This window comes from Castellaniella sp. MT123, from assembly GCF_039614765.1.
Classification (GTDB): domain Bacteria; phylum Pseudomonadota; class Gammaproteobacteria; order Burkholderiales; family Burkholderiaceae_B; genus Castellaniella.
Genome location: NZ_CP154879.1, coordinates 2,621,967 through 2,637,323, shown reverse-complemented (window position 1 = coordinate 2,637,323; position 15,357 = coordinate 2,621,967). Strand labels below are relative to the sequence as shown.

The window sequence follows — 15,357 nt, the reverse complement described above, 5'->3', positions numbered from 1 at the left end:
TGAAGCCTGATGATCTTCAATCGCGGCTGATCAATATGGTTTTTTTCTGTGTGAAGTGATCCAGCATCGCTTCCATCGAGGCCTCCTTGCCCAGACCGGATTGCTTGATACCGCCATAGGACAAACCAGGCTGCGCCACGATGTTCTGATTGACCTGGACAAAACCGGCCTGCAGGCGCTGGGTGGCATCCAGGGCACGCTGCAGGTTGCGGGTCCAGATCGTCGCGGCCAGGCCATAGTCCGAATCATTGGCCATGGCGATCGCCTGTTCATAATCGTCGAAAGGGATCACGCAGGTCACCGGCCCGAAGATTTCCTCGCGCGCGAGCCTGTCCTCATTGCTGACGCCGACGAACACAGTGGGCTGCACGAACAGGCCGTCTTTCAGTTCGGGGGCTTCCGGCATCTTCGACAGCTGCAGCGTTTCGACATGAGGAATCCGCTTGCCCAGCTCCAGATAGGAATGCACCCGATCGAACTGCCCGGTGGAAATGATGGTGCCGATGTCGGTGGCCTCATCCAGCGGGTCACCCATGCGCATCGCGTTGACCTTGTCAGCCATCCGGGCGACGAATTCCTCGCGCACGGACCGGTGAACCAGCATGCGGGACGCCGCCGTGCAGCTCTGGCCCTGGCGGGTGAAGCGCATCCCGGCGACGGCTCCCGCCACCGTGCGATCCAGGTCGGCGTCGTCCATGACGATCATGGGGCTTTTGCCACCCAGCTCCAGCGTGGTGGGGATCAGACGATCGGCCGCCGCATGGGCGATGATCTTGCCGGTATCCACAGATCCCGTGAAAGTGACCTTGCCCACCCGGCGGTCCGCGACCAGCGGCCCGCCGCAGGACGGCCCGAAACCAGACAGGATATTGACCACGCCCGGCGGCAGGCTTCGATTGAGCAGGTCCACAACGAACAGTGTGGACAGCGGGGCTTCCTCGGCTGATTTCACCACCACGGTGTTGCCCGCCACCAGCGCGGGGGCGATCTTGAAGGCCATCAGCATCAGGGGCGCGTTCCAGGGCAGGATGGCCGCGACGACGCCGATTGGCTCACGCTGCGTGAAGACCAGCATATTGGGCGCGAAGGGAATAGTTTCCCCTTTCAGTTCGCTGCCCAGCCCGCCATAGAATTCGAAACAGTCCGCCAGGACATTGGCCTCGACCCGGCTTTCCGTGCGGATCGCCTTGCCGGTTTCCAGGGCCAGCAGGGTGGCGATTTCCTCGGTGTGCTGCGTCAGCTGCGCGGCGGCCTTCTGCAGGATCTTGCCACGAGCGCGCGGGCTCATCGCAGCCCAGTCGGCCTGGGCGCCGGCCGCCGCACCCACCGCCGCCGCCACGTCCTGGGCGTCTCCGTCGGCTGCCGTGCCGATCTGCTGACGCGTGGCCGGGCTAGCGACCGGAAAGGTCTTGCCCGACAGAGGCGCCTGCAATTTTCCAGCATACAGATGCACACCGGACAACCGCCGAGCATGGGCCAGGGCGGTTTCCAGCAGGTTGTTGGGTTTGTCCATGATCAGTGTCTCCTGTTGTCAATAGGTCGGGCATCCGCCCGGCGCGCCAATGGGGCGATGGACTGGCGAAAGGATTCAGACGCCCCGAAACCGGGCCGCCCGTTTTTCCTTCCAGGCCAGGGCCCCTTCCTTCAGATCCTCGGACGCTTCCGACAGGCGTACCGCCCGGGCATTCGCTTCGAGATCCAGTGTGCCATTGATGACCCGGTTCAAATCCTGCTTGATTCCCCGCAAGGCCAGCGGTGCCATGCCCGCCAGTTGCGCGCTGAACGTCTCGACGCGCGCGGAGAGGTCCTCGGCCGCCACCAGCTCGGTGAGAAAACCGATCCGCAACATGTCCTCGGCCTGGATCTTTTCGGCTGTCAGAAACAGATGCTTGGCCGCATTGACACCCAGGCGGGACAGATAGCGCCGCAGGCCCCCCGGATAGAAATGCAGGCCCAGCCGCGCGGCCGGCATGAAAGCATTGGCCTGCGGAGTGCCGATCCGAAAGTCGCACGCCAGGCAAAGATCCGTGCCGCCCCCATAAGCACCACCTTGAATCGCGGCAATGGTCACGGGCCGGGCGGCCTCGACGAGGTCGATGGTCTCGCCGAAATACAGGGAACTGGGCGCATCCTGGCTGGCGAGCGAGGAGATGTCATAGCCGCTGCAGAAATATTTGCCGGCGGACATGAAGCGCAGCACCAGGACATCCGGGCTGGCATTGACCGTGTCGAGGTGCTGGCGCAAAGCATCCAGATCCTCGGGGCTGAGGCGGTTGCTGCGGGAAGGATTGCATAGACGGATCGTCGCGATGCGGCCCTGGATGTCCAGGGTGGGACGAGTCTGCGTGTGTTCGCACGGCGGCGCCACGGAAGCACTTGCGATCATATCCGCCCCCCGGCCTCGGAGGCCTGGACCGCCAGTTCGGCCTGCCGCACGACCTTGCCGTCCCGCAAGCGGGCGATTTCATCGGCCGAGAGCCCGAAAGCCTGCAAGACTTCACAGGTATGCTCGCCCAGGATCGGCGGGTGCATCCGGACACTGCGGCGGTCCGGATCGGCCGAAGTGCGGATGGGCAGGCCCACCTGCTTCAACGGGCCCAGAACCGGGTGATCGATCGTTTCGACCAACCCCGTGGCCAGCACCTGATCATCCGTGAAGACGTCCGCCAGGTTGTTGATCGGTCCGGCGGGTATCTGATGCTCGATGAGCAGGTTGGTCCATTCCATGCGGGAGCGGGTCTTCAGCCGAATCTCCAGCAGGTCTTTCAGCGCATGGCGGTGCTGCATCCGATCGGCATTAGCAAGAAAGCGCGGGTCCGTGGTCAGATGCTGGAGATCCAGCAGCTTGCACAGCTTCAGCCACATGGCCTGGGTCGCGGGCGCCAGATTGATCGGTCCATCCGCGGCCTCGAAGGTGCCATACGGGGCGATCACTGGATGCACATTGCCGCACGGCTGCGGGATCTCTCCCACGCTCAGGTAGCGCTGGCCCTGGACACTGAGCAGACCCATGAGGCTGCCCAGCAACGAGGTATCCACGTGCTGGCCGCGCCCGCTGCGCTGGCGTTCGACCACGGCCGACAGGATGCCGATCACCAGCCACATGCCAGAGGTCAGGTCGCCGATGGCCGTCCCCACGCGCATCGGGCCGCTTTCGGGCGTACCGCTCAGGCTCATGAAACCAGAATACCCCTGCGCGATCTGATCGAAGCCAGCCCAACCGCTGGCTGGGCCGGTCCGGCCGAAGCCGGAGATGGACGCCATGATCAGCGCTGGATTCTCGCGTGCCAGATCGGCATATCCCAGCCCCATGGATTCCATGGTGCCGACTTTGAAGTTTTCGACGACCACGTCGGCCTGGAGGGCCAGCCGCCGGATCAGGGCCAGGCCTTCCGGATCCCGGAAGTTGACCTCTATGCCTTTCTTATTTCGGTTGGCGCTCAGATAATAGACACTGACATCCTGATCGAATGGCCCCCACTGGCGGATCATGTCGCCGTCGGGACTGGGCTCGACCTTGGTGACGTCCGCCCCCAGATCCGCCAGAATCATGGTGCTGAACGGTCCCGACAGCGCACGGGTGAGATCCAGGACTTTCAGCCCGGTCAATGACATGGACATGCTAGGTCTCCTCTTGTTGAGACCATCCTAGCCAAACCGGATCAGGGGAACAAATAGCGTCTTCTAATCAAAAGATAAGATTATCTTATTGCTATCATCAGCCATCTCATCAGCCGTCACTCATCATGAATCTGAAGCAACTGGCCTACTTCGTGCGTGTCGTCGAGCTGCGCAACATGACGCATGCCGCGGAGAGCCTGCACGTGGCACAACCGGCGCTCAGCCAGCAAATGGCGCTGCTGGAAGATGACGTCGGCGTGGCGCTGCTGGTTCGCAGGCCGCGGGGCGTCGAGCCGACGGTGGAGGGCCAGCTGCTGTATCGCCAGGCCCAGACGATCCTGCGCCAGGTCGATTCCATCCACAGCATCCTGACCCGCAAGGCGGATCCGGTCTCGGGTGCGGTCTCGGTCGCCATGGCATCCAGCACGGCCAGGATACTGGCCCTGCCCCTGATCCGCGCCGTGCGGCAGCGTTACCCCGCCATCGAACTGGAAATCGTGGACATTCCCAGCGCCGATCTGCCCCTGGCCATCCAGCAGGGCCGCGTGGATATTTCGCTGCCGCCAGACGAGGAGAACAGTTCCAGCCTGTCGACGACACCGCTGGTCGTGGAAGAATTGCTGGTGCTGGCCCATCCTTCGGTCGCCCTGCCCAGGACTCGGCTGTCGATCACGGATCTTGCCGATATACCGCTGATCCTCCCGCGCCCGCCCAACAAGCTGCGCATGCGGATCGATTACGCCTTCATGAATGCCCGGCTGCGGTATCAGCTGCTGGCTCAGGCGAGCACCTCGGCAATCCTGCTGCCCGCCGTCAGTGAGGGGCTCGGCGTCACGATCCTGCCGTATTCCGCCGCCTACAAGGAAATCCATACAGGCGCCATCAAGGCCTACCATCTGACGCCATCGCTGTCCCGCAAGATCAGTCTGTGCACGAGCAAGAGCGCCCCGGACCGGCCCGCCGTCACGGCCGTCATCGAACTGATCCGGTCGCTGACGCAAGGACTGATCGACGACGGTACCTGGCGGCACTGTGAATTGGCATGAGCCCCGGATGCCGATGCGGCATGGGGCTCATGAAGGGTGTCGCCACCCGGCAATCAGGCGACGCGGGCGACCTGGGTACTGGTCAGCAGCGTGACCTCGACCGCGCGTCGGGGTTGCACCGACGCCGCCGGGGCGACTTCGGCCGCATATCGCCCGCCCGGCAGATAGTCGGTGGCGGTTTCGGCGCACTGGCCGCAGCAGGTGGCGATGCCTAGCTGAGCCTGCAGATCACCCAGATCCTTTGCCCCCTGGGCAATGGCGTCCTGGACATGGCGCTCGCTGATCGCGTTGCATACACAGATATACATGCGAATCATTATCATCCATCTTCATCCGCAGCGCAAGCGGTTTTGATCGCTTCCTTGGACCTGACGTTTTGGCCCATCGGCCGTCTTTCGGCTCACGACCGGGCCTTGCGCAGACTGGCCGCCGGCACGCCCATGGCTTCGCGGTATTTGGCGACCGTCCGGCGGGCGATGACGATGCCCTGATCGGCCAGCAACCGGGTCAGGCGCATGTCGGACAAGGGCTTGCCGGCCGGCTCGGCGTCCAGCAAGGCGCGCATGAGCGCCTGGATCGCCCGGGACGAGGCATCCTCGCCCGATGTCGTCTGCACGCCAGTACCGAAAAAATATTTCAGTTCGAACACGCCCCAGGGGGTCTGGGCATACTTCATGCGCGTCGCGCGGGAAATGGTGGACTCGTGCAGATCCAGCGCCTGCGCGACGTCGCGCAACACCAGCGGCCGCAGGGCCCCTTCGCCGTGATCCAGGAACGGGCGCTGATGGGATGCGATGAACCCGGCCACACGCAGGATGGTCTGCCGCCGCTGGCCCAGCTGCTGGATCAGATGATGGGCCTGGCTTACCTGTTCCCGCAGCCCGGACGGCACGTCCGCACCCTGGATCTGCGCCACCAGGCCGGCATCCAGCCGCAATCGCGGCTCCAGCGCCGGGTTCAGGCTGGCGAGCCATTCCCCCGGTCCCCGGTAGAACAGGATGTCGGGTACCACGTAACAAGTCGCCTCATCATGCCAGGCGCTGACGGGATGCGGATCCAACCGCAGCAGGGCCCGATGGGCGGCATCCAGCAGGCTGCGTTCGCAGCCCAGGGTCTCGCACAGCCGCCCCCACCGTCCCGCACCCAGGTCATCCAGGCATTCCGTCAGGCGCACCGCGCATGCTAGGACGTCCGGCGGCCATTCGTCCTCCCGCGCGCGCAACTGCAGCCGCAGGCACTCGGACAGGTCCCGCGCGCCCACGCCCGCCGGATCGAAAGACTGCAGCAAGCGCAAAGCGGCCCGCCATTCCTCATCCTGGATGTCCAGCCCGGGCGGCAGGGCAGAGGAAAAAGACTGCGGGTCGAAATCCAGATACCCCCGCTCATCCAGCTCGCCGATCAGCAACGCAACCAGGCCCTGATCGCGCGGTGTGGCCCGGGTCGTGCGCAATTGCTGCAACAGATGATCCGCCAGGCTCTGCGTCGTTCCCGATTCCGGGATATCATCCGATACGATCTGGCGTGCGGGCTGCGCCCAGCGATGCTCCAGCATTTCCGCCCGGGCCGCGGCCTCGTCCGGGGCGGGATCATCCCGCTCCAGCAGGGGATTGTCCGCCAACGCCTGGGTGATTTCCTGCTCCAGTTCCTGGGTCGAGCATTGCAGCAGCTTCAGGGCCTGGCGAAGCTGTGGCGTCAGCACCAACTGCTGGTGCTGGCCCAACTCCAGGGATGGTTGCGAACGCATATTCGACTCGATGAACACCATGAATCAGGAACATATCCAAACTCCCAGCCGGCAGGACGGCGCATTGCTGCGCAGAATCCTGCTCAAACTGACGGCCACGGCCAAGATCGTCTCGGCCACCCTGGTCGTCCTGATCGCGCTGGTCTGGTATGACCTGCTCAATCGCCTGCTGGCATTTGGCAATGGCCTCGATTATGCCGGAAACCGCCTCATGGGGGCCGAGGCGACCGCGTTGGTACAGCGCTACAACCCGTATTTCTGGTGGGCCCTGGTCTTCCTGTTCACCATCCTGATCGCCTGGCTGGTTTACCTGGCGGTCCGCTCCATCCTGACCCGCGCCCAGCTAAAACCGGTGGATGCCGCCTCGTTCGCACAGTTGGCCGACCAGCTGTCGGCGCCCGCCCTGGACGTATTGCTCTGGGCCTGGCAGCCGCGCGACGAGCCGCTGCGAGTGGGCGACCTGTCGCTGGCCCGCAACGAACTGGCCAACGGGCGGGCAAGGCGCCTGCAGCTGGCTGCGCAACAGCTGGCGGCGCTGGAGAGCGCCCGCCAGCGGCAGCCGACGCCCACGAAACAGGCGCCAACACTTGCGTGACGCCAGAAAATATGTTTGACTGATGGCTATGGATATTTCGTGCGCACCCTTTGCCCTTCAGCCGCAGGCTTCTGCGGCCGGGCTTGCGCGCGCGTCGGTGGCGGCGTCCGCTCGCCTGGCGACTCCCCTGTCTTTCCTGTCGGGTCTACTGCTGCTAGCGATCGGTTGCCGGGCCTAGCGCCGCGTGGCAGTTCGGCAACCGTTCCTACGCCACACCCTCGCCGCCGTGCGATGTCCGTGTCCGGACTCCGGCGCACACCCCCCAGACAGGTATTGCCATGATCCAGAACCCCGCCTCCAAATACGTTCCGTTCGCGCCATTTGCGCGTGAATTTTCCGAACGCACCTGGCCCAGCCGCCGCATCACCACGCCGCCGATCTGGATGAGCACCGATCTGCGCGATGGCAACCAGGCGCTGATCGAGCCCATGAGCGTAGAGCGCAAACTGCGCTTCTTCGAACAGCTGGTGAAGATCGGCTTCAAGGAAATCGAGGTCGGCTTTCCGTCCGCCTCGCAGACAGACTACGACTTCGTGCGCAAACTGGTCGAGGAAAAGCGCATTCCCGATGACGTCACCATCATCGGCCTGACCCAGGCACGCGGCGACCTGATCCCCCGCACGGTACAGGCCCTGGCCGGCGCCAAACACGCCATCGTGCACATGTACAACGCCTGCGCACCGGCTTTCCGCAAGATCGTGTTCAACATGAGCCGCGACGAGGTCCGCACGATCGCCATCGAGGGCACGAAGATCGTCAAGGCCGAAGTCGCCAAACACCCGGAAACCCACTGGCGCTACGAATACTCGCCCGAAGTCTTCAGCACGACGGAGCCGGATTTCGCGCTGGAAGTCTGCAATGCCGTGGTCGAGACCTGGCAGCCGACCGTGCAGGACAAGATCATCCTGAACATGCCGGCCACCATCGAGGCCACCACCCCGAACCTGTACGCCGACCAGATCGAATGGATGCACCGCAATCTGGCACAGCGCGACAAGATCGTCATCAGCGTCCACCCGCACAATGACCGCGGCACCGCGGTGGCTGCGGCCGAACTCGCCGTCATGGCCGGGGCCGACCGCATCGAAGGCTGTCTGTTCGGCAACGGCGAACGCACCGGCAACGTAGACCTGGTCACCCTGGCCTTGAACCTGTACACGCAGGGCATCCATCCGGGCCTGGATTTTTCGGACATCGACGAGGTCCGCCGCTGCGTCGAGGACTGCAATCAGTTGCCCGTGCATCCGCGCCATCCGTATGCGGGCGATCTGGTGTTCACCGCGTTTTCGGGTTCGCACCAAGACGCCATCAAAAAGGGCTTCGCCATACAGCAGCCCGACGCCATCTGGGAAGTTCCCTACCTGCCGATCGATCCGGCCGATCTGGGCCGCAGCTACGACGCCGTCATCCGCGTCAACAGCCAGTCCGGCAAGGGCGGCGTGTCCTATCTGCTGGAACAGGAACACGGCCTGGTCCTGCCGCGCCGCCTGCAGATCGAGTTCAGCCGCGCCATTCAGCGCGTCACCGACGAAACCGGCCGCGAAGTCACATCCAAGGACGTGTTCGAGGTCTTCTCCAGCGAATACCTGGATCTTGAAACCCCGTGGAAGCTGGTCCGGCATCGCATCACAGGCAGCCCCAGGAACACAAGCCAGAAACAGTTCACGATCGAGGTCGAAATTCAGGCCGATGGCCAGACGCGCCACCTGTCCGGCCAGGGCGACGGCGCCATCTCGGCCTTCGTCGATGCGCTGGGCATCGATGCGCGCGTCATGGACTATCAGGAACACGCCATCGGCACGGGCACCGACACCCGGGCGGCATCCTATGTGGAAATGCGCATCGGCGACGCACCCAACGGGTACGGCGTGGGCATCCACGAAGACATCGTGACGTCGTCGTTCCTGGCGATTCTGAGCGCCGTCAACCGGCAGGCCGCCGCCGGGAAGGAAATCCCGGCCCGCGCATCGGTCGCGGCCTGATTCAGTACACGATGGCTAGCCCCGGGAGATCGACGGTCACTCGGGGCTTTTCCAATGCCTGAATGGCATGGACGGCGAATTCCCGGGCCAGATCGGCCCGGGAGGACAGGTTGGTGTACCCCAGCGCTTTGGCGACGCCGAGGATCTTGTCGAGCAGCAGGACCTTGCCGCTGACGCGCAGGGGCTCGCAACCCAGCGAATCCCAGTTCTGCCCGAACCAGGCGCGTGCCGCCCGGGCTCGATCCCCGTCGACCGGCGCATCGACGGAAAATTCCAACGAGCGCTGCGCATCGAAAATCACGATCACATGACCCTGCATGGGGATTCCTTACCAGATGGGTGCCGGTTCCCAGGTGACGTCTTCGCCTTTTTCGCGGGCCAGCCGCAGCATGGCCAGCAGGGGCCAGGCACGCCGCCGCATGCCGACATGCTGGGCGATGGGGTGTTCGGTGGCGTCGTCGTGTTCGCCGGGATTGTCATTGTGACTGGTATCGGTGGCCACCAGCGATTCGATGCCCGCAATGGCCGCGTCCATTTGAGCCCGGGTGATGACCCCACGCTCGGGCAGGTCGGCCGTGTCGAATCGTTTGCCGGCAGCAACCAGGATCGGTTTGGCATGCTGAGCGAACATCAGGACTTCGGCGGCGGATTTCGACTGAAACAAAATGAGCATGGTGGGTTTCCCGCAATGGACATAAACATACACTACTGCAAGTTCGGCACCCTGCCAAGCTGGAGAATGTCCAGCTTCGAGGGGAGAACCCATTATGCCGAAGACCGCCGTCTGGCGCCACTTTCCAAGCTGCCGGCACCCATTGGCCAGGGGCCTTTCACCGCGGCTCCTATTGGCTGCGGGCATGTCCTTGGCCGGCGTCGCCCAGGCCCTGTCCACGCCCGCTTCCGCACCGCTGACCTGCCCGGTCCCGCAAGCGGACGCAGGCGGCGCGCCACCCTGCGGGGCCGCTTCGGCCCTGGGCCCCATCGGCGAACCGGATCTGGACACCGGCATCGGCAATCCGGTCCATCTGGCAACCGGCGAAAAGTTCCTGCGTGAAATCGATCTGCCCGAGCCGGCCCACGGGCAGTGGCCGGCTTTCGTCCGGCTGTACCGCTCCGGATCCAGGGCGGGCGGCCCGCTGGGCCAGGGCTGGACCACGGAGTACGATGTCCGCCTGCGGCGCCAGGGGGGCGGCTGGCAGCTTCTCCTGCCCGACGGCAGGATTCTGTCCTACGATGCCCGGGGACACTCGCGCCGAGTCTCGGACGGACGACTCGTGGCGACCCGATGGCCAGAGACAGGCCAGCCGGGTGAAACCCTGCCCGCGCACGCAGCCGGCGCGCCGATGGCCTGGCTGGGTCGCGACGGACACCGCCTGGACTTCGACGGCCAGGGCCGTCTGCGCGCCGCGCACCGGCCCGGTCGCGCGATCATCGGGATCGAATACCACGAAACAGGCCCTTTCGACGGCCTGATGCGCCGGATCCGGCGCGGTGCATCGGCGCTGACCCTGCGCTACGCGCTACTGGGTGACCGGCCCATACTGCAGTCGCTGGACTCGCCGGCAGGCACCTTCCTGTATCGATACGACACACCCGCCCCACACGAAGGCGCCCGCCTCACGCAGCGCCCTGACGACGCACAATCCCTCCCTGAGACGCCCCTGCCGGCAAGGCTGACCGAAGTCCGACGCCCGGACGGCATGCGGCGCATCCACCACCACGAAACCGATCGGCAGGCGGGACATCCCGGGGCCGTGACCGGCATCACGCTGCAGGATGCCGCGGGACGACACTGGCGGGCACGCACCTGGACCTACGACGCGCAGGGCCAGGTCGTCGAGGCCATCCCGGGCCCTCCCACCCAGACAGTCGGCCGGCTGGCGTTGCGCTATCCGGATGGCGGCGGCATCGCGACGGGATCGGGCGTCCTGCGCGACGACCAGAACCGGCTGACCAAGATCGACGGGCTGCGCATCACCCGCCATCCGGACGGCGTCATCCGCCAGCTGCTTCAGACGCATGGCGGTTGGCCAGGGCTGCAGCTGGACTACGACCACGGCGGCCGGCTGACGGCCTGGTCCAGCGCACTGACCGGCCGGACCCGCGTATCGACGGCCCCGGGCGGCCAACCGCAGGGCCTGCTGCACGCCAGCGGCGACCGGCTGGACCTGCGATCGGATACTGTCGGGCGCCCAGCCCGGCTGCGATACACCAGCCCTGGCCAGACTGACATCTCCGTCTCCATCCAATGGCGCGGACGCCTGCCTGAACGGCTGGAACACCCCTCGGAAACCGAGTACCTGAACCACGACGACGCCGGTCGCCTGCGATCACGCACGATCCGCCGCCCCCACCCGGTCGGCATGCTGCAATATCAGGAAGCCTTTGACTACGACGCGATGGGCCACCTGTCCCGCCATGCGCTGCCCGAGGGCGGCGCGCTGCACTACGCATGGTCTGGCGCCGGCCGCCTGAGCCGCATCGTCTGGGAAGATGCCGACGGCACGCGGCACACCGTGATCGATACGGTCCCGGGCGCGGCCGGCTACCGCTACGGCAACGGCCTGCATTTGCAGACCGGAACGGACACACGCGGACGGGCCGACCGCCTGGCGCTGTCCGACGGCCAGCGGATCCTGTGGGGCGAGTGGCGCCGGCATGACGACCGGGGCCGGGTGATGCAACTGACGCAACTGGCTCCGGACGAACCCCGGCTGCTGCGCCGCTTCGCCTACGACATGCAGGGCCGACTGGCCGGCATCGCCCAGCGTGCGGAATCCCGGAACGACGGGCGATCGGCCTGGCGGACAAGCTGGTTCGCCTGGGCGGACGATGGCAGTCTGGCCGGGATGCGTACCTTGCCGGGCCCGATCGGCCAGACTGCGGCATCCGATCCGGCAGCCGGCACCCGGAAGGCCCGGGCGGTCATCGAGGAACCAGGCCCGGGTTTCGCGCCCCCGATTCCGCGCGACGCGGGCGGCCTGCCCTTGTCCATCGACGGCCTCGCGCTGCGCTACCAGGCGCAACGGCGTCTGGCCGAGGTGCGCAGCGGCGATCGGATCCTGGCGCGCTACACCTACAACGCGCGGGGCCAGCAGATCCGCCAGCGGCATGGCACCCAGGAGATCGAGCGCTATTACGTGGACAACCGGCTGGCGGCACGCTGGCTGCGCCCCGCGTCGGCCGCCGGCGGTCCGCCGGCAATCCGGCGTTTTGGCGTCAGCCAGCGCTACATCTACGCGCAGGATGCGCCCGTCGGCCTGCTGCAGACGGACGACGACGGGCGCACGCGCCTGTATTTCATGCAGGCCGACCTGCTGGGCGCGCCAGTCCTGGTCACAGACGACCAGCGGACAGTCCGCTGGTCAGCGACCTACGACGTCCTGGGCCGGGCAACGCGCCGGTCTGGCGACCTGACTTTGCCGCTGCGCTGGCCCGGCCAGGACGAGGATCCGGCGACGGGCTGGCACGACAACGTGTTCCGCACCTACCTGCCGCGGCGCGGACAGTACCTGGAACCCGATCCGTTGGGCCCCGTTCCCGGGCAGCAGGCGCTGGGCTACGGCGCCCAGCAGCCCATGCGCCATGTCGATCCCCTGGGCCTGATCCTGCTGGCGTTCGACGGCACCCGTTATGGCCGCGCCAACCAGAGCAATGTCTGGAAGCTGACCCAGGCCTACACCGATGGCCCGGCCTACTATCATGCAGGTCCCGGCAACAACCGGTATCCGGACTGGGATGCGGTGACCGCCGCCAGCAGCGGGCAGATCCTGCGCAATCAGTGGCAGTCGCTGCTCAACGCCCTGCAACGTGCGCAGGGATCGCCGCAAGCCGCGCCCATCGACATCCTGGGCTATTCGCGGGGGGCCGCGCTGGCACGCGAGTTCGCCAACCGCATCGCCCGCCAGACGCGCAACGGCTGGTTTTCCTATGACGATCCGCTGCGCGGCACGATCGCCCTGTGCGTGGACCTGCGCTTTCTGGGCCTGTTCGACACCGTGGCGCAGTTCGGGCTGCTGGGCGCGGCCAACGCCGGTTTCGATCTGTCGGTCTCCGGCGCCTGGGGCTGGGTGGCCCACGCCGTGGCCCTGCATGAACTGCGCAGCCTGTTTCCCCTGATCTCGGCCACGGGCGGCCAGCCCGGCAACACCGTCGAGGCGCCCTTCATCGGCGCCCATGCCGACATCGGCGGCGGGCTGCTGCTCAACGAAGAGGGACAGCCAACCCCGGACGGGGATCTGTCCGATGTGGCACTGAACTGGATGCGCTGGCAGGCCATGGCGGCCCTGGTACCCATGAAGCCGCTGGCCGACGCCGACCGGCAGGTGGCGCGCCCCTGGCTGCATGACGAGCGTATCCCCGCGCAGCGCCTGCTGGCCGGCGACCGGGAACTGCAGGATGCCGGCACCCGGCCGCTGGGCCCCCAAGGGGCCGACGCCCGGCTGGGCAATGCCCAGCGCGCCCTGTTCGAGTCCTTCATCCAGCGCATGGCCGGCTGGGAACTGCAGTCGGGCAGCGTGGTGGGCACGGTGGACATGCAGGGTTACGGGGCCTGGCTGGAATCGCAGCTGGGCCTGTCCGGCATGGCCGGCCCCCCACGACAGCCCTGAAATCGGGCTATCATTTCGGGGTCACCTTACCGGCCCCCTCATCCGAGGGGGCCGCCGTCACCGATCACTCAGTCATGCTACCAGAGCAACATACCCAGCTCATCGCCCTTCTACGTTCGATCCTGGACACCCTGATCCCGGGGCTATCCCTGGACATCACCCTGGAACGTCCCAAAGTCGCCGCCCATGGCGACGTGGCCTGCAACATCGCCATGCAGGCGGCGCGCAGCGCCCGCCGCAATCCGCGCGAACTCGCCCAGGCCATCGTGGACGCCGTCCTCGCCCAGCCGAACGCCGGCGCGCTGATCGCCCAGGCGGAAGTCGCGGGCCCCGGCTTCATCAATTTCCGCCTGTCGGCGGCCGCCCATCAGGCCGTGCTCGACGTCATCCAGACCCAGGGCGAACGCTACGGCCACCGCGCCGCCCACGACGAACGCATTCTGGTGGAATTCGTCTCCGCCAACCCGACCGGGCCGCTGCACGTGGGCCACGCGCGCCAGGCGGCGCTGGGCGATTCGATCTGCCGGCTGTTCGAAACCCAGGGCGCCCAGGTCACCCGCGAGTTCTATTACAACGACGCGGGCAACCAGATCCATAATCTGGCCATCAGCGTGCAGGCCCGCGCCCGCGGCATCGCACCGGGCAGTCCCGACTTCCCGGAAGACGGCTACAAGGGCGAATACATCCTGGACATCGCCCACGACTATCTGGCCCGCGCCACCGTGCAGGCCAGCGACGGCGAGCCCATCCAGGCCAGCGGCGATCCGGATGACCTGGATGCCATCCGCCGCTTCGCGGTCGCGTATCTGCGCCGCGAACAGGACCTGGATCTGCAGGCATTCGATCTGCGCTTCGACAACTACTACCTGGAAAGCTCGCTCTACACCAGCGGCCGGGTGGAACGCACCGTCCAGGCCCTGATCGACGCCGGTCATACCTACGAACGGGACGGCGCCCTGTGGCTGCGCACCACCGAACTGGGCACGGGTGACGACAAGGACCGCGTGATGCGGAAATCCGAAGGCGGCTACACCTATTTCGTGCCGGACGTGGCCTATCACGTCGCCAAATGGGAACGCGGCTTTCATCACGCCATCAACATCCAGGGCACCGATCACCACGGCACCATCGCGCGCGTGCGCGCCGGCCTGCAAGGGATGAACCTGGGCATCCCGGCCGACTACCCGGCCTACGTGCTGCACAAGATGGTGCGCGTCATGCGCGACGGCGCCGAAGTCAAAATTTCCAAGCGCGCCGGCAGCTACGTCACCCTGCGCGACCTGATCGACTGGGTGGGGCGCGACGCGGTGCGTTTCTTCCTGGCTCAGCGCCGCGCGGATTCGGAATTCGTCTTCGACATCGATCTGGCGCTATCGCACAGCGAGGAAAACCCGGTCTACTACATCCAGTACGCGCACGCCCGCATCCATTCCCTGCTGCGCCAGCACGATGCGGCGCGACAGGCCCGATCGGCCGATCCATCGCTGCTGACCGCACCCACCGAAATCACGCTGCTGCAACGCCTGGCCGAATACCCCGGCGTGCTGACCCAGGCGGCCCAGGAACTCGCGCCGCACCAGCTGGCGTTCTGGCTGCGCGATTGCGCCGCCGATTTCCACGCCTGGTATAACGCGGAACGCATCCTGGTGGACGATGCCGCGCTGCTGGCGGCCCGCCTGCGCCTGGCCCAGGCCACGGCCCAGGTGATCGCCAACGGACTGGGCCTGCTGGGGGTCACCGCCCCCGAGCGGATGTAGAT

General features: G+C 66.1%; 12 protein-coding genes. 5 read left to right on the top strand and 7 right to left on the bottom strand.

Annotation, left to right across the window (positions count from 1 at the left end; genetic code table 11):
* Positions 1 to 16 precede the first annotated feature (16 nt).
* From ABCV34_RS12455 to ABCV34_RS12445, 3 genes are all read right to left on the bottom strand, one after another.
* On the bottom strand, positions 17 to 1,513 hold the full coding sequence (locus ABCV34_RS12455) for an aldehyde dehydrogenase family protein (RefSeq protein WP_345796527.1): 1,497 nt from the start codon (positions 1,511 to 1,513) through the stop codon (positions 17 to 19).
* Between the two features lie 75 nt (positions 1,514 to 1,588).
* On the bottom strand, positions 1,589 to 2,386 hold the full coding sequence (locus ABCV34_RS12450; protein ID WP_345796526.1) for an enoyl-CoA hydratase/isomerase family protein: 798 nt from the start codon (positions 2,384 to 2,386) through the stop codon (positions 1,589 to 1,591).
* On the bottom strand, positions 2,383 to 3,621 hold the full coding sequence (locus ABCV34_RS12445; RefSeq protein ID WP_345796525.1) for a CoA transferase: 1,239 nt from the start codon (positions 3,619 to 3,621) through the stop codon (positions 2,383 to 2,385). Before ABCV34_RS12445 ends, ABCV34_RS12450 begins: the two co-directional genes overlap by 4 nt.
* Before the next feature lie 125 nt (positions 3,622 to 3,746).
* Here ABCV34_RS12445 and ABCV34_RS12440 point away from each other — a divergent pair, with 125 nt between their 5' ends.
* Positions 3,747 to 4,667, top strand: a complete 921-nt coding sequence (locus ABCV34_RS12440; RefSeq protein WP_345796524.1) for a LysR substrate-binding domain-containing protein — start codon at positions 3,747 to 3,749, stop codon at positions 4,665 to 4,667.
* 53 nt (positions 4,668 to 4,720) lie between these two features.
* Here the strand turns inward: ABCV34_RS12440 and ABCV34_RS12435 are convergent, their stop codons facing one another.
* Positions 4,721 to 4,975 (bottom strand): (2Fe-2S)-binding protein, encoded by a 255-nt coding sequence (locus ABCV34_RS12435; protein WP_345796523.1) that lies wholly within the window; start codon positions 4,973 to 4,975, stop codon positions 4,721 to 4,723.
* Positions 4,976 to 5,067: 92 nt separating this feature from the next.
* Positions 5,068 to 6,411 (bottom strand): RNA polymerase factor sigma-54, encoded by a 1,344-nt coding sequence (gene rpoN, locus ABCV34_RS12430; RefSeq protein ID WP_345796522.1) that lies wholly within the window; start codon positions 6,409 to 6,411, stop codon positions 5,068 to 5,070.
* A 19-nt stretch (positions 6,412 to 6,430) separates the two neighbouring features.
* Here rpoN and ABCV34_RS12425 point away from each other — a divergent pair, with 19 nt between their 5' ends.
* Both ABCV34_RS12425 and leuA read left to right on the top strand, forming a co-directional pair.
* Entirely contained in the window at positions 6,431 to 7,006 is a 576-nt protein-coding gene (locus ABCV34_RS12425; RefSeq protein ID WP_345796521.1) for a hypothetical protein, read from the top strand.
* A gap of 278 nt (positions 7,007 to 7,284) precedes the next feature.
* Positions 7,285 to 8,988 (top strand): 2-isopropylmalate synthase, encoded by a 1,704-nt coding sequence (leuA, locus tag ABCV34_RS12420; RefSeq protein ID WP_345796520.1) that lies wholly within the window; start codon positions 7,285 to 7,287, stop codon positions 8,986 to 8,988.
* A 1-nt stretch (position 8,989) separates the two neighbouring features.
* Here leuA and ABCV34_RS12415 read toward each other — a convergent pair whose 3' ends face one another.
* Together ABCV34_RS12415 and ABCV34_RS12410 are read right to left on the bottom strand one after the other, a co-directional pair.
* Entirely contained in the window at positions 8,990 to 9,307 is a 318-nt protein-coding gene (locus ABCV34_RS12415; protein WP_345796519.1) for a hypothetical protein, read from the bottom strand.
* A 9-nt stretch (positions 9,308 to 9,316) separates the two neighbouring features.
* Complete coding sequence (locus ABCV34_RS12410) at positions 9,317 to 9,661, bottom strand: DUF1840 domain-containing protein (RefSeq protein WP_345796518.1); 345 nt, start codon at positions 9,659 to 9,661, stop codon at positions 9,317 to 9,319.
* Positions 9,662 to 9,845: 184 nt separating this feature from the next.
* Between ABCV34_RS12410 and ABCV34_RS12405 the strand changes: the two genes are divergently transcribed.
* Both ABCV34_RS12405 and argS read left to right on the top strand, forming a co-directional pair.
* Positions 9,846 to 13,598: a DUF2235 domain-containing protein gene (locus ABCV34_RS12405; RefSeq protein ID WP_345796517.1), complete on the top strand. Its 3,753-nt coding sequence runs from the start codon at positions 9,846 to 9,848 to the stop codon at positions 13,596 to 13,598.
* A gap of 74 nt (positions 13,599 to 13,672) precedes the next feature.
* A complete protein-coding gene (gene argS / locus ABCV34_RS12400) occupies positions 13,673 to 15,355 on the top strand; it encodes an arginine--tRNA ligase (RefSeq protein ID WP_345796516.1) in 1,683 nt (560 codons plus the stop codon).
* The last annotated feature ends 2 nt before the right edge of the window (positions 15,356 to 15,357 follow it).